This is a genomic window from Streptococcus oralis SK304, assembly GCF_000287715.1.
Classification (GTDB): Bacteria; Bacillota; Bacilli; order Lactobacillales; family Streptococcaceae; genus Streptococcus; species Streptococcus oralis_Y.
Window position 1 is genome coordinate 84,710 of record NZ_ALJN01000022.1, and the last position, 25,227, is coordinate 109,936.

The 25,227-nt window shown below is 41.0% G+C and carries 19 protein-coding genes; 13 read left to right on the plus strand and 6 right to left on the minus strand.

Features of this window, described 5'->3' with window-relative positions; genetic code table 11:
• Window positions 1–114: 114 nt before the first annotated feature.
• The gene (locus HMPREF1125_RS11835) at window positions 115–993 is read right to left on the minus strand and encodes an AraC family transcriptional regulator (RefSeq protein ID WP_000785199.1); all 879 of its coding nucleotides are present in this window, start codon (window positions 991–993) and stop codon (window positions 115–117) included.
• Between the two features lie 75 nt (window positions 994–1,068).
• Window positions 1,069–2,268: an OFA family MFS transporter gene (locus HMPREF1125_RS11840; RefSeq protein ID WP_000665260.1), complete on the minus strand. Its 1,200-nt coding sequence runs from the start codon at window positions 2,266–2,268 to the stop codon at window positions 1,069–1,071.
• A 218-nt stretch (window positions 2,269–2,486) separates the two neighbouring features.
• Between HMPREF1125_RS11840 and HMPREF1125_RS11845 the strand changes: the two genes are divergently transcribed.
• The 9 genes from HMPREF1125_RS11845 to HMPREF1125_RS11885 all read left to right on the plus strand — a co-directional run bounded on the left by HMPREF1125_RS11845 (window position 2,487) and on the right by HMPREF1125_RS11885 (window position 13,783).
• On the plus strand, window positions 2,487–3,095 hold the full coding sequence (locus tag HMPREF1125_RS11845; protein WP_000779600.1) for an NADPH-dependent FMN reductase: 609 nt from the start codon (window positions 2,487–2,489) through the stop codon (window positions 3,093–3,095).
• A 25-nt stretch (window positions 3,096–3,120) separates the two neighbouring features.
• Window positions 3,121–5,532, plus strand: a complete 2,412-nt coding sequence (locus HMPREF1125_RS11850) for a flavocytochrome c (protein ID WP_000779596.1) — start codon at window positions 3,121–3,123, stop codon at window positions 5,530–5,532.
• Between the two features lie 288 nt (window positions 5,533–5,820).
• Window positions 5,821–6,819 (plus strand): Holliday junction branch migration DNA helicase RuvB, encoded by a 999-nt coding sequence (ruvB, locus tag HMPREF1125_RS11855; protein WP_025172371.1) that lies wholly within the window; start codon window positions 5,821–5,823, stop codon window positions 6,817–6,819.
• Window positions 6,800–7,384 (plus strand): nucleotidyltransferase family protein, encoded by a 585-nt coding sequence (locus HMPREF1125_RS11860; RefSeq protein ID WP_001098873.1) that lies wholly within the window; start codon window positions 6,800–6,802, stop codon window positions 7,382–7,384. The genes ruvB and HMPREF1125_RS11860 overlap by 20 nt, the downstream gene beginning before the upstream one ends.
• 208 nt (window positions 7,385–7,592) lie before the next feature.
• Complete coding sequence (locus HMPREF1125_RS11865; RefSeq protein WP_000466698.1) at window positions 7,593–8,351, plus strand: isoprenyl transferase; 759 nt, start codon at window positions 7,593–7,595, stop codon at window positions 8,349–8,351.
• An 8-nt stretch (window positions 8,352–8,359) separates the two neighbouring features.
• Entirely contained in the window at window positions 8,360–9,163 is an 804-nt protein-coding gene (locus HMPREF1125_RS11870; RefSeq protein WP_000159110.1) for a phosphatidate cytidylyltransferase, read from the plus strand.
• Window positions 9,164–9,178: 15 nt separating this feature from the next.
• Entirely contained in the window at window positions 9,179–10,435 is a 1,257-nt protein-coding gene (gene rseP, locus HMPREF1125_RS11875) for an RIP metalloprotease RseP (RefSeq protein WP_000579748.1), read from the plus strand.
• A 16-nt stretch (window positions 10,436–10,451) separates the two neighbouring features.
• Window positions 10,452–12,305 (plus strand): proline--tRNA ligase, encoded by a 1,854-nt coding sequence (locus tag HMPREF1125_RS11880; protein WP_000814030.1) that lies wholly within the window; start codon window positions 10,452–10,454, stop codon window positions 12,303–12,305.
• Between the two features lie 98 nt (window positions 12,306–12,403).
• The gene (locus HMPREF1125_RS11885) at window positions 12,404–13,783 is read left to right on the plus strand and encodes a glycoside hydrolase family 1 protein (protein ID WP_000911349.1); all 1,380 of its coding nucleotides are present in this window, start codon (window positions 12,404–12,406) and stop codon (window positions 13,781–13,783) included.
• 38 nt (window positions 13,784–13,821) lie between these two features.
• On the opposite strand, the gene HMPREF1125_RS11890 is transcribed toward HMPREF1125_RS11885, so the two are convergent.
• Window positions 13,822–14,235, minus strand: a complete 414-nt coding sequence (locus HMPREF1125_RS11890) for an EamA family transporter (RefSeq protein ID WP_000264214.1) — start codon at window positions 14,233–14,235, stop codon at window positions 13,822–13,824.
• Between the two features lie 215 nt (window positions 14,236–14,450).
• Here HMPREF1125_RS11890 and glmS point away from each other — a divergent pair, with 215 nt between their 5' ends.
• Entirely contained in the window at window positions 14,451–16,259 is a 1,809-nt protein-coding gene (gene glmS, locus HMPREF1125_RS11895; protein ID WP_000334292.1) for a glutamine--fructose-6-phosphate transaminase (isomerizing), read from the plus strand.
• A 359-nt stretch (window positions 16,260–16,618) separates the two neighbouring features.
• Here glmS and HMPREF1125_RS11900 read toward each other — a convergent pair whose 3' ends face one another.
• The 3 genes from HMPREF1125_RS11900 to HMPREF1125_RS11910 all read right to left on the minus strand — a co-directional run bounded on the left by HMPREF1125_RS11900 (window position 16,619) and on the right by HMPREF1125_RS11910 (window position 22,634).
• Window positions 16,619–19,357, minus strand: a complete 2,739-nt coding sequence (locus tag HMPREF1125_RS11900; RefSeq protein ID WP_000251767.1) for a DEAD/DEAH box helicase family protein — start codon at window positions 19,355–19,357, stop codon at window positions 16,619–16,621.
• Entirely contained in the window at window positions 19,357–21,294 is a 1,938-nt protein-coding gene (locus HMPREF1125_RS11905; RefSeq protein WP_001070519.1) for a site-specific DNA-methyltransferase, read from the minus strand. Before HMPREF1125_RS11905 ends, HMPREF1125_RS11900 begins: the two co-directional genes overlap by 1 nt.
• A 482-nt stretch (window positions 21,295–21,776) precedes the next feature.
• Entirely contained in the window at window positions 21,777–22,634 is an 858-nt protein-coding gene (locus tag HMPREF1125_RS11910; RefSeq protein ID WP_000703387.1) for a 5'-nucleotidase, lipoprotein e(P4) family, read from the minus strand.
• A 366-nt stretch (window positions 22,635–23,000) separates the two neighbouring features.
• Here HMPREF1125_RS11910 and HMPREF1125_RS11915 point away from each other — a divergent pair, with 366 nt between their 5' ends.
• The 3 genes from HMPREF1125_RS11915 to HMPREF1125_RS11920 are packed head-to-tail and all read left to right on the plus strand — an operon-like array spanning window position 23,001 to window position 25,221.
• Window positions 23,001–24,005 carry a uroporphyrinogen decarboxylase family protein gene (locus HMPREF1125_RS11915; protein WP_000157317.1) on the plus strand — a complete coding sequence of 335 codons (1,005 nt, stop codon included), beginning with the start codon at window positions 23,001–23,003 and terminating at the stop codon, window positions 24,003–24,005.
• Between the two features lie 11 nt (window positions 24,006–24,016).
• Complete coding sequence (locus HMPREF1125_RS0102550) at window positions 24,017–24,220, plus strand: hypothetical protein (RefSeq protein ID WP_000837746.1); 204 nt, start codon at window positions 24,017–24,019, stop codon at window positions 24,218–24,220.
• A gap of 2 nt (window positions 24,221–24,222) precedes the next feature.
• On the plus strand, window positions 24,223–25,221 hold the full coding sequence (locus HMPREF1125_RS11920; protein ID WP_001290977.1) for a uroporphyrinogen decarboxylase family protein: 999 nt from the start codon (window positions 24,223–24,225) through the stop codon (window positions 25,219–25,221).
• Window positions 25,222–25,227 lie beyond the last annotated feature (6 nt).

The following is a 25,227-nucleotide window of genomic DNA, read 5'->3' on the forward strand; positions in this document are numbered from 1 at the left end:
CTTTATTTAATGAAATCCTAAACTTTTCTTTTTCATCATAATCTCCTAAATAAGTCACCCAATCAGGTGACTTTTTTGTTAAAAAACTCCTTAGAAAAGACTAAGGAGAAAGAATCATGTTTTATTTTTAAGTTGTTGGTTTCGATACTGTCTAGGTGTTAAGTGATAGTGCTGTTTAAATTGACGGTTGAAGTTTGAAAGGTTGGTGAAACCGACTTGGCTTGCAATTTCTTGAATGCTGAGGTTGGTTTGGACGAGTTTCTCACAGGATTTCTCAAGACGTAACTGGAGCAGGTAGTCCATACAACTGGCTCCAGTATGTTGCTTGAAAATACTCATAAAGTGATTTTTACTATATCCAAATGTTGCAGCCAGTTGCTCAATATGAATGGGTTCTGCGTAGTGCTGTTCAAGGTAGCAAATCACTTCTTTTAGTTTTTGGTATTTTTGGTAGGTATCATCTGTATAGTGTCGATTGACATATCGATACTTAAAGAGAAGATGAAGCAATTCGTATAGTTTAGATTTTATGAGTAGATCATAGTATATGCCTTTTTCTTCAAGGATAGAAAAGAGGGAAAGAAGGCAGGATTGAATTTGATCATAGGCCTTATCGCCTGGTGATATTTGGGGAGTAAGGCAAAAGTGACCAGAGTGGAGGGGTTGGATATAGCGTTGGCTAAAACTGTCAATTTGACTTCTACCTAGGAAATCTAAATGGATACGAAAAACTGCTGAAATTTGTTCTTGATTTTCAATAGGGTAGATAGCGTGAGGAGACGTTGGCTGAATTAGAAAAATATCACCCTCATGACTTTCAAAGCGCTCAGAGTTGATATAGAAGGTAGCAGTTCCTTTTTTGACATAGATTATCTCGAGTTCAGGATGCCAATGGTAAATTGTATTAGAAGATTGCTTGGACAGGATTTGTTTTTCAAAATCATATGGGAAGTCAGATGGGTTATCTCGTAAGAAACGTGAACGGTCTGCCATAGTAAATCCTCCCAATATACTATTACTACTTTTATTATACCAAAAAAACTTCCTTATCTAGGAAGTTTTCGAGTTTTAAGCTTTCTTTTTCATATAAAAAATAGTAAGCATAAGTCCAATGAAGGCCAAAGCAATAGCAACATAAAAAGCTACACTATAATTTCCATTATTAGCCATTGCCATTTGAACTGCGACTTTGGGAGCGAAAAATGCTGCTAAAGAATATCCAGTGAAGACGATACCGTAGTTGACCCCTTGATTTGCAGGACCGTAATTTTCCATGACGATAGATGGGAAGACCCCCATAACACCACCAAAGCAGATACCAAGCCCAATAATTCCTAAGGTAAACCCGAATTGACCAGGAACGATAGTTAGGGAGAATAAAGCTAGGACAATGACAGAATAGATAATCAATAAGGTCTTTGAACGGCCAATTTTATCAGAAAGTGATCCCCAGATAAAACGACCACTAGAGTTTGCGATTGAATAAAGAGAGACATAGAGGGCTGCAGTGCCTGCAGAGAGTCCAAACATTGATTGACCGATTGGTGATGCTTGAGAGGCAATCATCAAACCAGAAAAGGCGCCAACAAAGAACATGCTAATGATAATGTAAAACAGAGGACTTTGTAGCATTTGTTTCCAGTTTTTATTAGTAGGTCCTTGCTTAGTTTGTACTGGAGCTTTCCAGCCCGCTGGTTGGTAGCCGCTTGGAGCTGCCTTGATAAAGAAAATTGCACAGATGATAACAATAATATAGACTAGCCCAATTGTACGAAAAGCAAAGAAGGCATCTTGTTGTTGAATGAGACTGCTTGCGACTGGAGAAGCGATGACTGCGGCAAATCCCATGCCACCTGTCAGAATTCCAGAGGCTAAGCCACGTTTATCAGGGAAGAGGCGAAGTGAATTGGAGAGGGCACCTGAATAGGCAAAACCTTGACCAAGCCCGGCCATTAATCCATAGGTCAAATAAAGCATGGCTGGTGAATTGGCATAGCCGGTTAAGTAAAATCCGCTAGCAAATAGGAGAGCGCCGAGGGCAATGGTCCATTTTACATAACCTTTGTCAACTAAATAACCTCCAAGAATCATGGGGATAGGGCCGATTGCAGAGTTGATAGCAAATGCTAACATAATATCAGACATGGACCAGCCTGTTGAACTGCTAAGTGGTCCGGCAAAAACAGAAAAGGAATAGACGGCACCTGTGCAAAGAAGAATGGCTGTAGACGCGACTAAAATCCTCCAACGATTGAATGTCTCTTTCATAAAAACATCCTCCTTAAATGTATATTTTTTCACCAAGACTATATCATAGTTAAGGAAGCTGGTCAATAGTCTAAGAAGATATTTTGTTAATTTTTTCACGAACTTGTACTAAAGTACGATAATCTGATAGAATAACACGGTCTTTATTATCAAGGATTTACAAGATTTTCTAAAGTAGTATAATGAAAGTAGATTAAATAAATGAAAGGGGTACCAAGATGAAACTAGTTGCTATCGTTGGAACCAATTCAGATCGCTCAACCAATCGGAAACTCTTGAAATTTATGCAAAAGCACTTTTCGGATAAAGCCGACATTGAGGTATTGGAAATCAAACAATTGCCAGCATTTAACGAACCTGAGGACAAGCAAGCGCCAGCTGAAGTTCAAGCTTTTTCAGAAAAAATTCTTGCCGCAGATGGTGTGATTATTTCAACACCTGAGTACGACCACACGATACCAGCACCTTTGGCCTCTGCTTTGGAGTGGATTGCTTATACCAGTCGTGCCTTAATCAATAAACCAACGATGATTGTAGGTGCTTCTCTCGGTTCGCTAGGAACATCTAGAGCGCAGGCACATTTACGTCAGATTTTAGATGCGCCGGAGCTTAAAGCGAGAGTTATGCCTGGTACAGAGTTCTTTTTAGGTCATTCTGAGCAAGTCCTAGATGATGAGTGTCATTTGAATAATCCTGAAAAGGTTGCAGAACTAGAAGAACATTTTTCAGAGTTTCAAAATTTTGTTGAATTAACAAAAGCTTTAGTAAAACCTGAAGATACAAATCGAAAAAAATCATTCATCTGGGAAGAATGGTTGAAAGCATAAGTATTTCAAGAAAGGAGAACAATCCATGAAATTAGTAGCTATTGTTGGTACCAATGCCAAACAATCTTATAACCGTAGTTTGTTGCAATTTATGAAAAGACATTTTGCTCAGAAAGCGAATATTGAGATTTTAGAAATAACAGATGTACCGATGTTTAATGAAACAGATGATCAAACAGATACACCTATTATTCAGAAGTTCAACCAGGCTATTTCAGAAGCTGATGGTGTCATTATTTCGACACCTGAGCACAATCATACGATTCCATCAAGTTTGAATAGCTTGCTCGAGTGGTTGTCTTTTAACATTCATCCACTAGATGGAAAGCCGACAATGATTGTCGGAGCTTCCTACGATATTCAAGGTTCTTCACGTGCCCAACTTCATCTTCGTCAGATTTTGGATGCTCCTGGGGTAAATGCAACAGTTATGCCAGGTAGTGAGTTTTTACTTGGTCGAGCTCATCGAGCATTTGATGATAATGGAGATTTGATTGATGAGCGAACTGTAGATTTCCTAGATAGTTGTTTTTATCGCTTCCTTCGCTTTGTATCTATTGCAAACCAGCTAAATCTTCCTGAAGAAGTTCGATTTGAACCGGGGACTTACCATGTTACAACTGAAGGCCATAATGGTAAATTACCAATGGATGTAACGGTTTCTGAGGATCGTATTGAAAAAATTGAAATCGATTCTTCTGGAGAATCTTCAGGAATCGCAGATGTCGTCTTTACCCGTATTCCAGCAGAAATCATTGAGGGGCAAACATTAAATGTTGATGCGGTATCAGGAGCTTCTGTGACTTCAAATGGTGTTTTAGATGGAGTTGCGCGTGCAGTCAAACAAGCGGGTGCAAATCCAGATGTTTTACGCAAGCGTTCAAAAGCGCCATCTGCCCTAGATAAAGAAGATAAAACCTATCAGGCAGACGTTGTCATCGTCGGAGGCGGAGGAGCTGGATTAGCTGCAGCGGCTGCAGTCTTACAAGCTGGTAAGAAGCCAATTGTTGTTGAGAAATTTCCTGCAATTGGAGGAAATACTGTTCGTGCAGGTGGTCCAATGAATGCACCAGATCCAGCATGGCAAGGAACCTTCGCAGCTCATCCAGGTGAGGCACATACGCTTCAAGAATTGATTGCGACAGATGAATCAACGATTGATCCAGAATATCTAGAGGACTTTAGAGCCTTGAAAGTTGAGGTTGAGCAGTATTTGCAGGACCCGAGCTATTTGTTTGACTCTACCTTGCTCTATCGTATCCAAACCTATATCGGTGGGAAACGAAAAGATTTACAAGGAAATGAAATTCATGGCCAATATGATTTGGTTTCTGTATTAACTGAACGGGCCCTAGAGTCTGTTCGTTGGTTGGAAGACATCGGCGTTGAATTTGTTCGTAGTGAAGTGACAATGCCAGTTGGAGCCCTTTGGCGTCGTGGCCATAAGCCGGTTCAACCAATGGGGTATGCCTTTATATCCGTCCTACAAAAATATGTTCTAGAAAATGGAGGTAAGATCTTGACTGACTCTCCAGTTAAAGAATTGCTTGTAAAAGACGGGGCTGTCAAGGGTGTCAGAGCAGAAGGCCGAAACGGTCAAACCATCATTGCCAATTCAGATGCTGTTGTTCTAGCTTCTGGAGGATTTGGTGCCAATACCAAGATGCTACAAAAATACAATACCTACTGGACTGAAATTGCAGATGATATTGCCACATCTAATACACCAGCTGTAACAGGGGATGGTATTCTTTTAGGTCAAAGTGTAGGTGCAGATTTGGTGGGTATGGGCTTTAGTCAAATGATGCCAGTATCCGATCCAGTGACAGGAGCTCTCTTCTCAGGACTTCAAGTTCCTCCAGCTAACTTCATCATGGTAAATACTGAAGGGAAACGATTTGTAGATGAGTACGGTAGCAGAGACAAGCTGTCTCAAGCAGCGATTGATAATGGTGGCTTGTTCTACTTGATTGCGGATGACCGCATCAAGGAAACTGCCTACAACACTAGCCAAGAAAAAATCGATGCCCAAGTCAAGGCAGGAACTCTCTATCGTGCAGATACGATAGAAGAGTTGGCGGTTCAGATTGGTATGGATCCACAAGTTCTAGTGGAAACGATTAAGAATTACAATTCCTATGTAGATGCAGGTTTTGACCCTGAATTTAATAAAGGTAGTTTCGATCTCAAGTGTGAGGTTGCACCATTCTACGCAACACCAAGAAAACCTGCTGTTCATCATACAATGGGTGGACTAAAGATTGATACTTCAACACATGTTTTAAATGAAAACGGTCAGATTATCCCTGGTTTGTATGCTGCCGGAGAAGTCGCAGGTGGACTCCATGCAGGTAACCGTCTAGGAGGAAATTCGCTTACGGATATTTTTACTTTTGGACGTATTGCAGGTCAAACAGCCGTTAAAGAAAATTGTTAGTGATTGATTTTAAAAATTAAGGGAATTTTAAGTCTCCTTGTGTATTATATAATCATTAAATAAAGACCTCCTAATACTCTTCGAAAATCTCATCAACCTTCGTTAGAGTCGACTTAGCTAACTATAGTTATGCTTGCGTCTATCTGCCTAGTCTGATTTCGATTTTCATTGAGTACCCTTTATTTAATGAAATCCTAAACTTTTCTTTTTCATAATAATCTCCCTAAAGAGGCCACCCAATCAGGTGGCTTTTTTGTTTGTGGCTTGGATTTTTGATATAATAGAGCCATGAGTAGAATTTTAGATAATGAAATCATGGGGGATGAGGAGTTAGTAGAACGTACGCTCCGTCCTCAGTATTTACGTGAATATATTGGGCAGGATAAGGTCAAGGATCAGCTACAAATCTTTATCGAAGCTGCCAAAATGCGGGATGAAGCACTGGATCATGTACTCTTATTTGGGCCTCCAGGTTTGGGGAAAACGACCATGGCCTTTGTTATTGCCAACGAACTGGGAGTCAATCTCAAGCAAACGTCTGGTCCTGTCATTGAAAAAGCGGGTGACTTGGTAGCTATTTTGAATGATTTGGAGCCTGGAGACGTTCTCTTTATTGACGAGATTCATCGCCTGCCCATGTCGGTGGAAGAGGTGCTTTACAGTGCCATGGAGGACTTCTACATTGACATTATGATTGGGGCTGGAGAAGGCAGTCGCAGTGTTCATTTGGACTTGCCACCTTTTACCTTGATTGGTGCGACGACAAGGGCGGGGATGCTTTCAAATCCTCTACGGGCACGTTTTGGGATTACAGGTCATATGGAATACTATGCCCATGCTGACTTGACAGAAATTGTCGAACGAACGGCAGATATTTTTGAGATGGAAATCACTCATGAGGCGGCTTCAGAGTTGGCTCTACGTAGTCGAGGAACTCCTCGTATCGCCAATCGTCTCCTTAAGCGCGTGCGCGACTTTGCACAGATAATGGGGAATGGCTTAATTGATGATGTCATTACCGATAAGGCATTAACCATGCTAGATGTTGACCATGAAGGATTGGACTATGTGGATCAAAAAATCCTTCATACCATGATTGAGATGTACGGTGGTGGTCCAGTTGGGCTGGGAACCCTTTCGGTTAATATTGCCGAGGAGCGTGAGACGGTCGAAGATATGTACGAACCTTACCTCATCCAGAAAGGTTTCATCATGCGAACTCGTTCTGGACGGGTCGCGACAGCCAAGGCTTATGAACATTTGGGGTATGAATACAGTGAAAAATGAGCAAGATATTCTAGATGCTTTCAGAGAAAATCCGGATATGATGACTATTCTGACCATCATTCGTGACCTTGGTCTGAAAGACTCTTGGTTGGCGGCAGGTTCTGTCAGGAATTTCATCTGGAATCTCTTGTCAGACAAATCGCCTTTTGACCGTGAAACAGATGTGGATGTGATTTTCTTTGATCCAGATGTTTCTTATGAGGAAACAGTATCCCTAGAGAACAAGCTGAGAGAGGATTTTCCTCAGTACCAGTGGGAGTTGAAAAATCAGGTCTATATGCATCTGCACAGTCCTCACACTGCGCCCTATACCAGTTCTCGTGATGCTATGAGTAAGTATCCAGAACGTTGTACGGCTATAGGACTCCGCTTGCATGCCGACGCAACTTTAGAGCTCTTTGCGCCTTATGGTTTAGAGGATATTTTGAATTTTCAGGTTTCCCCAACTCCTCATTTCTTAGAGAATGAGGACCGAATGAAGCTCTATCAAGAACGCTTGTCCAAGAAAAATTGGCAAGAAAAATGGGAAAATCTGACTTTCTCAAAAAACTTAAGAAAAATTTAAGTTAGGGGCGGTATACTAAGTCCATAAGTTAAGAGAAACTTAACTTAAACTCCTAAAACTTTTTCATAATAATCTCCCTATAAAATAAAGTCGCCCAATCAGGCGGCTTATTTTTTTTACTTACAAGTAATGATAGTAACTTAGCAATAGAAGAAAATAGGGAAGTATGGTATAATAAAACGATAGATTTTTGAATAGGAATAAGATCATGTTTGGATTTTTTAAGAAAGATAAAGCTGCAGAAGTAGAGGTTCCAAGACAGGTTCCTAATCATATTGGCATCATCATGGATGGGAATGGCCGCTGGGCTAAGAGACGCATGCAACCACGGGTTTTCGGACACAAGGCAGGGATGGAATCCCTTCAAAAGGTGACCAAGGCAGCCAACAAACTGGGCGTTAAGGTTATTACGGTCTATGCTTTTTCTACGGAAAATTGGACTCGTCCAGATCAGGAAGTCAAGTTTATCATGAACTTGCCAGTCGAGTTTTATGATAACTATGTTCCTGAATTGCATGCAAATAATGTTAAAATTCAAATGATTGGGGAGACGGACCGTCTGCCTAAGCCGACTTTTGAAGCTTTGACAAAAGCAGAGGAATTGACCAAGAACAATACGGGTTTGATTCTTAATTTTGCTCTTAACTATGGTGGACGTGCTGAGATCACACAGGCTGTTAAGCTGATTTCTCAGGATGTTTTAGACGCGAAAATCAATCCGGGTGATATCACAGAGGAATTGATTGGCAACTATCTCTTCACCCAACATTTGCCTAAGGATGTGCGAGATCCAGATTTGATTATTCGTACCAGTGGAGAATTACGCTTGAGCAATTTCCTTCCATGGCAGGGGGCGTATAGTGAGCTCTATTTTACGGATACCTTGTGGCCTGATTTTGACGAGGAAGCTCTACAGGAAGCAATTCTTGCCTATAATCGTCGTCATCGCCGATTTGGAGGAGTTTAGGAGAAAATATGACCAAGGATTTACAAGAGAGAACACTATTTGCTGGACTGGCTCTGGTTATCTTCCTTCCCGTCTTGTTTGTTGGCGGGCTCTTGTTGCAGATAGGAATTGGATTGATATCTATGCTGGCTGTTCATGAACTCCTGCACATGAAGGGACTAAAGACTATGACCATTGAGGGCACCTTGACCCTCCTTGCAACCTTTGCCCTTACAATCCCCTTAGAAAATTACCTAACTTTTTTGCCGGTTGATGGCAATGTAGTTGCCTACAGTGTTTTGATTACAATAATGTTAGGGACAACCGTTTTCAGTAAAAACTATACGATTGAAGATGCTGCCTTTCCGATTGCTGTGAGTTTCTATGTTGGTTTTGGCTTCAATGCCTTACTAGATGCTCGTATAGCTGGATTTGATAAGGTTCTCCTGGCTCTCTTTATCGTTTGGGCGACAGATAGTGCAGCTTATCTGACGGGGGTGAATTTTGGCAAGCATAAGTTAGCCCCGAGAGTTTCTCCTAATAAGAGCATTGAGGGCTTTATCGGTGGTATTCTAGGTGCGGTACTGATAACAGTACTCTTCATGCTAGTGGACAGTACAGTTGCTCTTCCCTATGGAAGTTATAGGATGAGCCTTTTTGCCGCCTTCTTCAGTGTGGCAGGCCAGTTTGGTGACTTGATTGAGAGTGCCATGAAACGCCATTTTGGTGTCAAGGATTCTGGAAAATTTATCCCTGGACATGGCGGTGTGTTGGATCGCTTTGACAGCATGTTGGTTGTGTTTCCAATGATGCACTTATTTGGCCTGTTTTAAAGAAAGGAAGATTGAATGATTGGATTGCTAACCTTTATCCTCGTTTTTGGGATTATAGTGGTGGTGCATGAGTTTGGACATTTTTATTTTGCCAAGAAATCAGGCATTCTAGTCCGTGAGTTTGCTATTGGTATGGGGCCCAAGATTTTTTCCCATATCGGTAAGGATGGCACTGCTTATACCATTCGGATCCTTCCTCTAGGAGGCTATGTTCGTATGGCAGGCTGGGGTGATGATGCGACAGAGATCAAGACAGGAACTCCAGTCAGTTTAACACTTGCAGAGGATGGTAAGGTTAAACGGATCAATCTATCAGGGAAGAAACTGGATCAAACGGCTCTTCCTATGCAGGTAACCCAGTTTGATTTTGAAGATAAGCTCTTTATCAAGGGTTTGGTCCTGGAAGAAGAAAAGACCTTTGTAGTGGATCACGATGCAACAGTTGTTGAGGCAGATGGAACCGAAGTGCGTATCGCTCCTCTGGATGTACAGTACCAAAATGCTTCCATCTGGGGCAAGCTCATCACCAACTTTGCAGGTCCCATGAATAACTTTATCCTAGGTGTTGTTGTTTTTTGGATCCTGTTCTTTCTGCAGGGCGGTGTTAGAGACACTCAGACCAATCTCTTTCATGTCATGCCAGAGGGAGCTTTGGCTAAGGTAGGCGTAGCTGAGACCGCTCAAATTACCAAGGTCGGCTCGCATGAGGTTAAGAATTGGCAAGACTTGACCCAGGCTGTGGAAGCAGATACCAAGGACAAGACAGCCCCGACCTTGGATGTGACCATTTCTGAAAATGGTAGCGAAAAACAAGTCACTGTGACTCCAGAAGAAAATCAAGGACGCTATATTCTTGGGGTTCAACCGGGAGTCAAATCAGACCTTCTATCCATGTTTGTTGGTGGATTTACAACTGCTGCTGACTCAGGGCTCCGTATCCTGTCGGCTCTGAAAAACTTGATTTTCCATCCAGATTTGAACAAACTCGGCGGTCCCGTTGCCATTTTTAAGGCAAGTAGCGATGCTGCTAAAAATGGAATTGAGAATGTCCTCTATTTCCTAGCTATGATTTCCATCAATATCGGAATTTTTAACTTGATTCCGATTCCGGCTTTGGATGGTGGAAAGATTGTGCTCAATATCCTAGAGGCTATCCGCCGGAAACCCCTTAAACAAGAAATTGAAACCTATGTCACCATGGCTGGTGTAGTTATCATGGTTGTCTTGATGCTAGCTGTGACCTGGAATGACATTATGCGACTCTTCTTTTAGATAATCGAGGAATATTATGAAACAAAGTAAAATGCTAATCCCTACGCTTCGCGAAATGCCAAGCGATGCTCAAGTTATCAGCCACGCCCTTATGTTGCGTGCTGGTTATGTTCGTCAAGTTTCTGCCGGTGTTTATTCTTACCTACCACTCGCTAACCGTGTGATTGAAAAGGCTAAAAACATTATGCGCCAAGAGTTTGATAAGATTGGTGCGGTGGAGATGTTGGCTCCTGCCCTTCTCAGTGCTGATCTTTGGCGTGAATCAGGCCGTTATGAAACCTATGGTGAAGACCTTTATAAACTGAAAAATCGTGAAAAGTCAGACTTTATCCTAGGTCCGACACACGAAGAAACTTTTACAGCTATTGTTCGTGATTCTGTCAAGTCTTACAAGCAATTGCCACTCAACCTTTACCAAATCCAACCGAAATACCGTGATGAAAAACGTCCACGTAACGGACTTCTCCGTACGCGTGAATTTATCATGAAGGACGGCTATAGTTTCCATGCTAATTACGATAGTTTGGATGTGACTTATGACGAGTACAAAGCGGCCTATGAACGAATTTTCACTCGTAGTGGCTTGGACTTCAAGGCTATCATCGGTGATGGTGGCGCCATGGGTGGTAAGGATAGCCAAGAATTTATGGCCATCACACCAGCCCGTACAGACCTTGACCGCTGGGTTGTCTTGGACAAATCTGTTGCCTCATTTGATGAGATTCCTGCAGAAGTGCAAGAAGAAATCAAGGCAGAATTGCTCAAATGGATGGTTTCTGGTGAAGACACCATCGCCTACTCAACTGAGTCTAGCTATGCAGCTAACTTAGAAATGGCAACAAACGAGTACAAACCAAGTAACCGTGTCGTTTCGGAAGAAGAAGTGACTCGAGTGGAAACTCCAGGTGTTAAATCCATCGATGAAGTCGCAGCCTTCCTAAATGTCCCAGAAGAACAAACGATTAAAACCCTCTTCTACATGGCAGATGGTGAGCTTGTTGCAGCCCTTCTAGTTGGAAATGACCAACTCAATGAAGTCAAGTTGAAAAACCACTTGGGTGCAGATTTCTTTGATGTTGCGAGCGAGGAAGAAGTAGCAAATGTTATCTCAGCTGGCTTTGGTTCGCTTGGTCCAGTTGGTTTGCCAGAAAATGTCAAAATCATTGCAGACCGTAGGGTGCAAGATGTTCGCAATGCTGTTGTGGGGGCTAACGAAGATGGCTACCACTTGACGGGTGTGAACCCAGGTCGTGATTTCACTGCAGAATACGTGGATATTCGCGAAGTTCGTGAGGGTGAAATTTCCCCAGACGGACAAGGTGTTCTCAACTTTGCCCGTGGTATTGAGATCGGTCATATTTTCAAACTCGGAACTCGCTACTCAGCAAGCATGGGTGCAGATGTTTTGGATGAAAATGGTCGTGCTGTGCCAATCATCATGGGATGTTACGGTATCGGTGTTAGCCGTCTTCTCTCAGCAGTTATGGAACAACACGCTCGCCTCTTTGTCAATAAAACGCCAAAAGGCGAATACCGTTATGCTTGGGGAGTTAACTTCCCTAAAGAATTGGCACCATTTGATGTGCACCTGATCACTGTCAATGTCAAAGACGAAGAAGCACAAGCCTTGACAGAAAAACTTGAAGCTAACTTGATGGATGCTGGTTACGAAGTCTTGACAGACGACCGTAACGAACGTGTCGGTGTTAAATTCAGCGATAGCGACTTGATTGGTCTGCCAATCCGTATCACTGTTGGGAAGAAAGCAGCTGATGGTATCGTGGAAGTTAAGATCAAGGCAACTGGTGACACAATCGAAGTTCACGCAGACAACTTGCTCGAAACCCTTGAAATCCTAAGCAAGAAATAAAAACTTTAATCAGAAGAAAAACAAGGCAAAAATGTAACTAGTTTTTACCTTGTTTTTTCTATATAATGGGGAAAATGAGTAAACGAAGAGGTATAGCTATGCTAAAATTTCCAAAGGATTTTGTCTGGGGTTCCTCTACTTCTGGACCACAGACAGAAGGTCGTGTACCTGGTGACGGAAAGGGAGACAATCTCTGGGATTATTGGTTCAAAGTAGAGCCAAATCGCTACTACAATGGGATTGGACCTGACAAAACATCAACTTTCTATGAAAACTGGGAAAAGGATATTGAGCTTTTGGTAGAGACTGGGCATACAGCCTTCCGAACTTCTATCCAGTGGTCTCGTATTTTCCCACAGGGCCGTGGAGAGGTCAATCCGCAAGGGGTGGTTTTCTACCGTCAGGTTTTTGAAGCTATTAAGGCCAAGGGGATTCGTCTCTTAGTCAATCTCTATCACTTTGACCTGCCTTTTGTCCTCCAAGAAGATGGGGATGGTTGGGAAAATAAGACCACTATCAAGGCTTATGAAGACTATGCTCGTTTTTGTTTTGAGACTTACGGTGACTTGGTGGACCAATGGATTACCTTTAACGAGCCCATTGTCCCCGTAGAGTTTGGCTATTTCTATGATGCCCACTATCCTCATAAGGTAGATGCCAAAGCAGCGGTTAAGGTTGCTTATCATACGCAACTGGCTAGTAGTCTTGCGGTTAAGGTCTGTCATGAGATTTTGCCTGGCTCTAAGATTGGGATTGTCCTTAACTTGACACCAGCCTACCCACGTAGTCAGCATCCTGCAGATGTCAAGGCTGCTCGCATTGCCGACCTCTTCCAAGCCCAATCTTTCCTAGATCCGTCTGTCTTGGGGGCTTATCCACAGGAGTTGGTAGAAATCTTGTCTGAGCATGATTTGCTGCCAGAGTACACTGTTGAAGAGTTAGAACTCATTCGTGAGAATACAGTTGATTTCCTAGGAGTCAACTACTACCAACCTTTGCGCGTTATGGCGCCGCGTTTTGCTAAACATCCAGACAGTCCCCTCTTGCCAGAGCATTTCTACGAACCTTACGTCATGCCGGGCCGTAAGATCAATCCTCACCGCGGTTGGGAAATCTACGAGCAGGGGATTTATGATATCGCCCAAAATATCAAGGAAAATTATGGCAATATTGAGTGGATGTTGACCGAAAACGGGATGGGTGTTGAAGGTGAAGACAAGTTCCGTGAGAACGGCATGATTCAAGACGACTATCGTATCGACTTTGTCAAAGGGCATCTTCGTGAACTCCATCGTGCGATTGAAGACGGAGCCAATTGTAAGGGCTACTTGATTTGGACCTTTATCGACTGTTGGTCATGGCTCAACAGTTATAAAAACCGCTACGGTCTAGTGGAGCTTGACTTGGAAACACAGGAACGTCGCCTGAAGAAATCAGGCCACTGGTTCAAAGAACTCAGCGATCGTAATGGATTTTAAGAATAAAAAGAGTGAGATGGTGTTCATCTCACTTTTTATTACAATATCATCACCAAGGTCCCAATCGTAATCAGGATACAGCCAATAATTGTTTTAAACGTCAGGATATCCTGTAGGAAGAAAAAGGCTAGAACGAGGGTAATGACGAGACTGAATTTATCGACAGCAGATACCTCAGTCGCATTGCCCATCTGTAGGGCCTTGTAGTAGCAGAGCCAAGAAGCGCCAGTGGCTAAACCAGATAAGATGAGAAAGAGCCAACTTTTTCTACTGATGTTGACAATTTCGGTCTGACTATTGGTCAAGAAAACCATGGCCCAGGCCATAAGAATGACGACGACCGTACGAATAGCAGTTGCTAGATTGGATGGAACTCCCTCAATCCCAATCTTGGCTAAAATTGACGTTAAGGCTGCAAAGACAGCTGATAAAAGTGCGAAGAAAAACCACATGGCAAATACCTCCTCTTTTTATTATAAGTAATTGATGCTGACTTGTCAGGTATCAAGTGAAATCTTGATAAAATACCAGATAGAAAAACTATACCAATTTTTATCCTTGACAAGTGAGAAAAACAAGTATATACTGTTTTTGCTGATTCTGTAAAAGGGAAATCAGACTATACCAATTTAAGGAGAAAGCACAGCTGGTCTGTGTCGTATATACTATGTGTGGAATTGTTGGTGTTGTTGGAAACACAAATGCAACTGATATTTTGATTCAAGGGCTTGAAAAGCTCGAATACCGTGGTTATGATTCTGCGGGGATTTTTGTCCTAGGTGGTGCTGAAAATCATTTAGTCAAGGCTGTCGGTCGTATCGCAGAATTATCTGCAAAGACAGCTGGTGTTGAGGGTACAACTGGTATCGGACATACGCGTTGGGCGACTCACGGAAAACCAACGGAAGACAATGCTCACCCACACCGCTCTGAGACAGGACGTTTTGTCTTGGTGCACAATGGGGTGATTGAAAACTACCTTGAAATCAAGGAAGAATACCTTGCAGGTCACCACTTCAAGGGGCAAACAGATACGGAAATCGCAGTGCACTTGATTGGAAAATTTGCAGAAGAAGATGGTCTTTCAGTTCTTGAAGCCTTCAAAAAAGCTCTTCACATCATCCGTGGTTCTTATGCCTTTGCCTTGATTGACTCTGAAAATCCAGATGTTATCTACGTGGCTAAGAATAAATCACCACTTTTGATTGGTCTTGGAGATGGCTATAACATGGTCTGCTCAGATGCCATGGCTATGATTCGTGAAACCAACCAATACATGGAAATCCATGACCAAGAGTTGGTAATCGTCAAGGCTAATAGCGTTGAAGTGCAAGACTATGATGGCAATCGTCGTGAGCGCGCTAGCTACACTGCGGAACTTGACTTGTCTGATATCGGTAAGGGGACTTATCCTTACTATATGCTCAAGGAAATCGATGAGCAACCAACGGTGATGCGTAAGTTGATCCAAGCCTACACAGATGAGGCTGGTCAAGTAGTCGTTGATCCAGCTATCATCAAGGCTGTTCAGGACGCAGACCGCATCTACATCCTTGCAGCTGGAACATCTTACCACGCAGGATTTGCTTCTAAGAAGATGTTGGAAGAATTGACAGATACACCAGTTGAACTTGGAATCTCTTCTGAATGGGGCTATGGTATGCCACTTCTTAGCAAGAAACCACTCTTCATCTTTATCAGCCAGTCTGGTGAAACAGCGGATAGTCGTCAGGTTTTGGTCAAGGCCAATGAAATGGGCATTCCAAGCTTGACAGTGACAAACGTGCCAGGTTCAACTCTTTCTCGTGAAGCCAACCATACTATGCTTCTTCACGCGGGTCCTGAAATTGCCGTGGCTTCAACCAAGGCCTATACCGCACAAATCGCAGCTCTTGCCTTCTTGGCAAAAGCTGTCGGAGAAGCAAATGGGAATGAAAAAGCCAAAGCTTTTGACCTGGTTCATGAGTTGTCAATCGTAGCTCAGTCTATCGAATCAACTCTTTCAGAAAAAGAATTAATTGATAGTAAGGTTCGTGAGCTTCTTGAAACAACTCGCAATGCCTTTTACATCGGACGTGGTCAGGATTACTACGTAGCTATGGAAGCAAGTCTCAAACTCAAAGAGATTTCTTATATCCAGTGTGAAGGCTTTGCGGCAGGAGAACTCAAGCATGGAACCATTGCTTTGATTGAAGAAGGAACGCCTGTTTTGGCCCTCTTATCAGATCCAGTCCTTGCCAACCATACTCGTGGAAATATCCAAGAGGTCGCAGCACGTGGTGCCAAAGTGCTTACAATCGCAGAAGAAAATGTTGCTAAAGAGACAGACGATATCGTCCTTACGACCGTACACCCTTACCTCTCACCAATCTCAATGGTGGTACCAACGCAATTGGTCGCTTACTTTGCAACACTTCACCGTGGCCTTGATGTGGACAAACCACGCAACCTTGCTAAGTCAGTAACAGTAGAATAAGCTAAGAAAGTCTAGTTGATCTAGGCTTTTTTACTCTGTCTTGACATCCTTGAGTAAGGAGCCACTGTATTAATGACTAAGTTATTTATCCTGAAAAGAAATCAAGTATTATTGCTATGCTAGTCTGGATCAGTCCCAAACTCAGAGGGAATCAGAACAGAGAGAACGATTTTTGATAGCGCAGATAGAACTTCCATTCAGATGAAAGACTATGACAGCTACACACCGATTAATGGGGACTACAGTTTTGGTACAAGGGATAGAGCATACTTTCTAGGGAATATATACCAGCTTATACCAACTACAAGATAAAATAGCAAAAAAGGCGATTATCCAAGCGGAAATCGTCTTTTTGATATTTAGAATAAGTCCAGCCTAATATTTCCACCAAAATGTGGTTTTTCAAGAGCTATCTGTGCTAATTGATTGAGCGTTTGTTTACTATTTTCTTGATTATAGAATTTAAGTCCTTTGATGATAACTCCATCAATTTCATCTTCAAAAATCAAATCTTCTTGATGGTCGTTGATATATGAAAGAAGTTCCTCCTTCCATCTATCTTTTTCTGCCAATTGTTCACCTTTGGGTTCAATGAAGATTTGAAGATAGTAATCCTTATTTTGAAGGAGTAAGATAAAGTCTGGTTGAAATCCTGAAAAATTGATTTCCCGTGGATTCTCTTCAAATTGGTGCAATTTCAATCGTTCAACTTTATCTGTCCCTTTTAGCATGTTTTCGTCCATTCGAATGAGGAAAACATCACCGTATTGTTCTCTTAGTTCATCAATATGATTGGCGATAGCATTAACTAGATTTTCTTCATTTCTATTGATTATAGCAGATTGGTAAGCAAAAAAGTCAAATTTTTCAAAACTAATATTAGCTACTTTTTGTTCGATGAAGGAGCCACTCTGTTTAGCTGTATCATAATTAGGTATTCGTTTGCGATAATCAACGAGATATTCTGTAATTGGATATCCGATAAAGCGGTTCGTACCTCTTGCTTGGCGATAACCTGCCTTTATTTGGGCAGCCAGTAGGTTAAAAAAGTTATCAACAATTTTCAGCTTTTCCATAGCGGAAAAATCTTCTACAATGGTTTCTTTTTCTGTTGTGACAGAGAGTGTAAGATTTTGCAAATCTAGCCAATTTTCTCCCCAAAAATCTTCCATAGACTTGAGATTTGGAAGATATCTTTTCAGATTTTCAAATCGGAAAAAGTTAGAGCGGCTAATTGATTTTTTAAAATAACGAATATCAACTCCCCTCAATTGGGACGTTTTTAACTCTATTGCTTCAGCTGAAAGGTAAGCTGTTTCATAGGTGGATTTAAAATAGGTTACATTGGCTAGCTTAGAAATTTCAATACCATATGCACGTAAATTTACATAGTGACTGTCAGGAATTTCCTCAGTTTCATTATAGTAAAGCTTACCTGTTTTAAAGATTTGGGTTTTCTTGAAAGAGGGTTTCAGTTTGATTTCAATTGGAGGATTTTTTTCATCAGTCCCAGTCGCAAGATTCATCTTATCAAGTGATGCCATCAAATTCTTAATGTATTGTGGCTCATTAAGGGTATGGTAGTGTAGTGTTTCCAACAAAAGACTTGCTGTTTCATCTGATTCATCAAATCGTCTTTGGTAAGAAATCTTTTGATTTAAGGAGAAAGGATTGTATCGCGCCCCACGTCCGATCAACTGAGCCTCGGAATTGGTTGATTTAGCATCTCTTTTATCATTCATTTTTCCCAAGTTGCTAATACGAACGATATCGTAAAGATTGAGGACATCCCAACCTTCTGTTAATTTTGCTACGGCAAAGACTACACGGTACAGATTATTGGGCGATTCAAGCGAATTGAGGGCTTGATACTGTCCTGTTTCTAGCAACCCTTTTGAGCCACTGTCTGAATCATTTGCATTTAGAATTCTAGCTGGTGAAAAACCACGCTTAATTTCTCGAACAACAGTTGAAAGATCATCCTTTTCGAGATAATACTGATAAGCTAGCTGTAGAGTATGGCTTTGCTCTTCTGATACACTTCTCAGTTGCGAAATAAGGAACGATCTTAAACTTTCCACAGTCAGACTATCAATCATCTCATTGAATAGCTTATTTGCTTCATAGGAAGCATCAATTTTATGTGATTTGAAAAGAATGACTGGTTTTATCTCAATCCCAAATTTTTCTAGAGCAAATTTGCGACGATATTCACTCAGAAGAACGGTGCTAAGCATGTTATCTTCGTTGGAATTACCCGTCTGAATGCGTCTTACATTTTTTGAATATCGTTCTTTGATGTATGAATCCAAGGTATAACGGTAAATAATCTTATCTCGATATTTTTGATAAATGGTCTCATCGTCAAAATCAAGTGTTGCGGTAAATTCTAGCAAGAGATTATCAGCATGTGCGTGAAGAAGAGAAAGTAGGCTTTTTTCCCATGAGATTTTTTCCAATTCTGCTTTATTTTTCTTTTTCGTAGAAGCAGAATAGTGATGGGCTTCATCCACCAGAATAACCATTTTTGTCTTCTGGTAATCTTTTAATGACATGATATTTTCTGCCTGTGTGAAGAGGTCATTTGTCAATGTTTGAATTGAAACAAACTTAATATTAATTACATTTTTATTAGGAAAATCTGGAAATCTTCCTGAAATCTGGTTGATAAAGATATGTTCCCCATCAATTTCTAAGTTAGAATTGAAAAGAAACTTAGTAGATTGAGCACTCGTTAGGTTATCAATAGTCTTATTCAGAACACCATTTGTATTCACTGTAAACAGAAAATTTTGATACCCTTTTTCTTTATAAAGATAGAGGATTAAACCAGCCATCAAATCAGTCTTTCCCGAACCAGTTGCCATATTGAACATCAGCTGTCTTGGTTTTCGAAACTTGAAAGTATCTGATGCTTGAGTGTAATGAAAATAGCGAATAGCTTCACTCTGATAAGAACGTGGTTCATGCTTGAGATTTTCTACAATATACTGTGGTAATTCCCAACCATGCTGTTCGTTCAAAATATCCATATCCAGCTGTTTCAATTCATCGAAGAGTTCAAAGATCAGTTCTTTTTTCTTTGCTTTTCTAACCATCATTTCTCTCCATAAAAACTCTTATTGAAATCATAATCTGATTGGGATAATTGCGATTTAATGGTTTCATCATCAATTTCAGAGTAGTTGTGATAGAGCTGGTTTTTGTCAATAATCTTCACAAGAATTTTTTTCTGCATTTCAAAATCTTCATCCCAGATAGATTGGTCAACTTCTTGTAAATCCACTCTGAAATCAAAATCAAGTGTGGCTTTCATGTCGTCAAAGATAGCCTTTAATTCATCAGAATGTTTAGAGTTAAGAACAGCATCAATAAAGGTTGCATTTTTGTCCATTAATTCAGCATAAATGAATGAACCACCGCCAGACCAAGCAACATCTTGAGAAATGCCACCTTGTTCTCCATCAATAACTTTCTTTAATCTCTCTACCGCTACGGTTTCAATATAATCCATTTGTTCAATACCGATGTACTGACGATTCATCTTGTGAGCAACTGCTGCAGTAGTTCCCGAACCCATAAAGAAGTCAAGGACAATATCGTTTTCAGAAGTTACCGCTCTAATAAAAAATGCTAATAAACTTTCTGGTTTAGAGTATGAAAAGTCAAAACCTAATTCTTTCAAATGAGTTTTAGCATCCTCATTTGTGCCCACTCCAAAAATTTTTGATAGATAGCGTTCATCAATAAATTTTTCTGGGGCAACATTGCCTGCTTCTGCTTTTTGATAACGAATAGAAAACTTATCTGATTTAATAACAAAGTCTCCCCCTTTTGAAACTTCGTTATCAAGATAGTCTTGTCCCCATTTAAACTTACCAGTCAACCGAATGGCATTTTTATTTTTACCATTTTCAATTATTAAATCGTCCTCAAGAACTACTGACGATTTTTGCCCAGCAAAATAATGTCCATCTGGAATATTAAATCGAATAACTCCTGCTTTGAAGTTAAGTGTTCCAATAGAATTACTTGAATTTAATAATGGTGCGTCTCCATTTTCTGCATCCTTACCAATCCAACGAACACTTGGGTCTTTCTTCTTTTCATAAGCATGGATATATTCTACACCGCTACGACTTTTTTTCCCAAGTGAGTCAGCGTTATCAGTATTCCGCCAAATAAAAGTTTCAACAAAATCATTCTTCGCAAAAACATCATCCATCAACACTTTTAAATAGGCTTGACCATCTTCTGCCATAGAAACAAGCAACACTCCACCGTCGTCCAATAAGTCTCTTGCAACTTCTAGTCTATTCTTCATAAACGTTAACCAAGTGGATAACTTAAAATTCGAATTATAAGAAAAGGTATCGGCGTCTTTTGTCCCCTCAAAATAATACGGTGGATCGATATAAATCAATTTCACCTTCCCAGCAAATCGTTTTTTCAAACTGTGGAGTGCTAATAGATTATTTCCCTTGATAATCAGGTTATCCGTATCCTTGATTTCTGATACAGGAGAAGAGCCGTTTTTGTCATATTTCTTAGCATTTTTAAAAATCTTTTCATCAAGGAGGACATCAATCTCCTCTCGAGCAACTATTTCATTTAAAAAGGATTCTTCAGCATCTTCCCTCGATACATCATCTTTAGTCATACCAGCTTTTAAGATACTATCTTTGTAGGGGAAATTTAGGACAACATCTGTTGTTTCATATAAATAGCGATTATTTACCGCTAATCCGATTTTGTTGGTGTAACGTGTGTAAGAGTTTGACCAATATTCATCAACTTCAAGCATTTGAATGATATCATTGATTTTCAAAATTGTCGCACCAGCAATATCCTCGGTAAATGCTTCATTTAGAATTGCATTTGTCAAAATCTTTTCAACCAACTCAGGTTTATAATTATCTAAATCTACTATAATAGCATCTTTTTTTAATAGTCCCTCAGCTACATACTGTTCATCAAAGCTTTCTACCACCTCTCGTAGGGCTTGTTGAATCGCTGTTTCGAATGCCTGATTCATACAAGTCCCTCACTTTCATACACAACAGAAAAGACCTTCTCACAAAAATGTGAAAAAGTCTGTTTTAGGGCTTGACAAAAAATACGCTTGATTACATAATCAGCGTGAGCTGTGAGCTGTGAGCTGTGAGCTGTGAGCTGTGAGCTGTGAGCTGTGAGCTGTGAGCTGTGAGCTGTGAGCTGTGAGCTGTGAGCTGTGAGCTGTGAGCTGTGATTGCTTTCATACCAATCATTCCTTTACTTTTTGATAGTTCTATTATATCAAAATTTCTAAATTTTGCATATTTGCTTTCCCTGACGGACAGTCATGTATAAACCACTTAGAAAATATGATTTATGGTTACATCTATACTAAATGAAGTACATTTTGAATTGGAGAGGTCTGTCCTATATAAAAGACGATTTCCGCTTGGAAATCGTCTTTTTTCGCTATTCTCGCAAATACGATATCTTGTGGTTGGTGTAAACTGGTATATAGCTCTTTTATTTATCAAAACCTTGTAAGTTTTTTTGGCGCTCTTCAGTTTGACCCTTGGCATCCAATTTATTACCATTGTAGACAGTGCTTTCCCATGATCCGTACATTGGGTTAGGGAAAATGATGAATTTCTCACCAAACTCTTTTTGTAATTCCTCTAATTTTTGGTCGCGCTCAGTTTCAGAGGTCTTTGAAAACTCTGCAAAGTCCACAAGATTGTCTCCTAGTAGCATGACTAAGTTGGTTTTCTCTTGGACCGCTTGTCTACGACCTTCTTTAGATTTGACGCCTTTTTCTAAGAACATGAGATGATCGCGGCTTTGTACAGGAATTCCTTCGTTTTCTAGGTTTTTGATCGTATCATCTACCTGATCTATCGTGCGGTCAGATACATAGTAAATTTGGACACCGTTTTGGTCTGCAAATTGGAGGAAGTCTTTAGCACCTGGTACAGCCTTGGCTGCGGCCTTTTTTACCCAGACATCCCAGTTTTCTGGGGTAAATGCTGTTCCGTCTTTGACATTTTGCGCTTGATAAGGACTGTTGTCTAGTACGGTTTCGTCCAAGTCCAAAACGATAGAGTAGGGTTTATCTGTCTGTGTTTTTAGTAGTTCTTTCAAACGATCAGTAGCGACATTGTAACCTTGTAGATAGAGCGCCTTGGTTTCAGCTGCTTTTTGATACCAAAGAGTTGACATAGTATTTTCTCTTGAACGCAACTGATCATAGGTCATTGTAACCTGATTATCAGATGTACTACTTTGTGTTGTCTGTGAATTTGCCGAATTTGTGCCACAGCCAGTCAGTAAAATGACGGAAGTAAGTGTAGAAGCAATTGTAATGGTAACTTTGGATATTTTCATAATCCCATCCTCCTAATAATAGTCTATTAATATTGTAGCGTTTTCACGGGATTTGTGCAAGGGAATATCGGGAGAAAATAAATTTTTCAGTAGTAATTTGGTATCAGGATAAAATTATGTACTTAATTTGGGAATGAAGATGGTTATAAAAAAATCCAATCGACTTGATAGAAAATCTATATCAACTCTCTTTTAAAAAATAAATGAAAATAAAGTGAATCTTTGAAAGGCTAGTAACATCAAGCTTTTCAGGGATTTTTTCTTTATAGATATAAAAATTTCCAATCGAGTTAATAGTCAATATATATTGGGAAAAGGGAAAAAGGAGTGGTAAGATGGTTTCAATCCAAATGGAAGGAGAGAGGTATGGCAAGTAAAAGAGATCTAGTTTTTAGAGCGATTCGAGGCGATGAAGTGGAAAGAGTTCCTGTGGGATTTTGGTTTCATTTTGTAACACTCGAAGAAAAGGGGCAAGGATTAAATAATCCACGTATCTTTCAAAAGAGTGTTGAAGGGCATCGCAGCTATGTGGAAAGGATTCGTCCTGATTTTGTCAAAATTATGAGCGACGGTTTTTTCCTTTATCCAAGTAATGTCTATAATCCTAAGATTTTAAGCATTCAGGAGCTGACTTCTATTGAGTCGATTGGTGAGGAACACCCATGGATTCAGCAACAGGTGGAAGTGGTACAAGCGATTCGAGAGACCTTTACCGAAGAGATTGCTTCTTTCTACAATATCTTTTCACCGATCTCCTACCTCAAGCGCTGGTTCCGTACAGAAACTTCTCGAGGAGATAGGGAAGTAGCTAATTTATTGCTTGAAAATCCTGAGCAATTTAGAGCGATTCTAGATGTGATTGCAGGAGATATTGCTATCCTAACTCAGAAAATCATCCAGCAAGGCGGTGTTGATGGAATTTACCTCAGCACCCAGGAAGTTCAAGATGAGCGCATCACACCAGCACTCTATCAAACCTATATCGAACCGAGCAATATAGCAGTTTTGGAGACAGCCAATCAGGTTGGTGGGACCAATATCCTCCATATCTGTGGTTTTGAAGGTGCGAGCAATGATGTGACGATATTTAAGGACTATCCAGCTCAAGTGGTCAACTGGGCGACCCACCATGAGGATGTTAGTTTGACACAGGGTCAGGAGTTGTTTCCAGGCAAGGCCGTTTTAGGTGGATTTGAAAATGGCAAGAAAAGCTTGCTTTATCAAGGGTCCAAGGCGGAATTGCAAGATGAAACGAGACGGTTGCTGGCTGAAGCGGGTAGTAAAGGTGTTCTTCTGGGAGCTGACTGTACTGTTCCAGATGACTTTGACTTAGAGAGGTTGGACTGGATTCGGCAGGCAGCTGTTCTCTAAAAGGAGGAGCTATGAAAAGTAAAAGATGGGTTAGCTTCATTGCAGTTGTCGGTTTGCTGGCCTTGGTCGCCATAAGCGTCGTAAAAAATGGGCACTGCAAAAATGGAGAGAGATGTCGTGGAGTTCAGGATTTTTCCAAGTCCAGTCTCCCCTTTCTGCGCTCGAATGATATCGCAATCAGTTTATTAGTTGAAAAAGTAAGAAATGGAGAATAAGAATGTCAGAAAAAAAAGAATGGGTTTTAAAAGCATTTAAAGGTGAGAAGGTTGATCGTGTGCCAGTTGGTTTTTGGCACCATTTCACATCCGAAGACGAATGGCTAGACGGTTTCTCAAATCCAGCCATTATCGAGAAGAATATCGAGGGGCATAAGCGCTTTATCCGAGAAGTTCAGCCAGACTTTATCAAACTCATGAGTGATGGCTACTTTGCTTATCCAAATCCAGCGATTGCTAAAGGAAAATCACTTCAAGAATTGGCGACCATTCAACCACTCGGACCAGATCACGCTTGGATAAAAGAGCAGGTGGACTTGGTTCAGAAAATCAAGCAAGAGTTCACAGAAGATATCGTTGCAATTTACAATATTTTTGCCCCTGTGACCTATCTCAAGTGGCTACTTGGGGAAGTGTCTGGCGGAGATGACCTTATTGCGGACTTTCTGGTGGAAGATCCTGATGCCCTGAAGAAGGTGTTGGATGTGATTGCAGAAGATATTGCGAGTCTCAGCCAAGCCGTCATCAAAGAGGCTGGCGCTGACGGAATCTACCTCAGCGTGCAGAGTATCCAAGATCATCGAGTGTCGGCAGCAGATTATCAAGCCGTCATTGCACCTAGCGAGATAACAGTTCTGGAAGCAACTAGTGCTGTTGGTGGTGTTACTGTTCTTCATATCTGTGGCTACGAGGGGGCGCGAAATGATATTCATCTTTTTGTTGACTATCCAGCCCAAGTCTTTAACTGGGCTGTAGGACCAGAGGGAATCACTCTCAAGGAAGGACGTGAGATTTTCAAGGGACGTACGGTTCTTGGAGGATTCGAAAATGGCAAGACGGGCTTGCTGTATACTGGTAGCAAGGACGCCATTCAGGCTGAGGCAAAGAAACTAGTTGCAGAATCTGGGGAACAGGGCTTGGTACTTGGGGCAGATTGTACCATTCCAAGTGATATCGCAGTTGAACGTATCCAGTGGGTGAGAGAAGCGCTTGAAAACTAAAGGAGA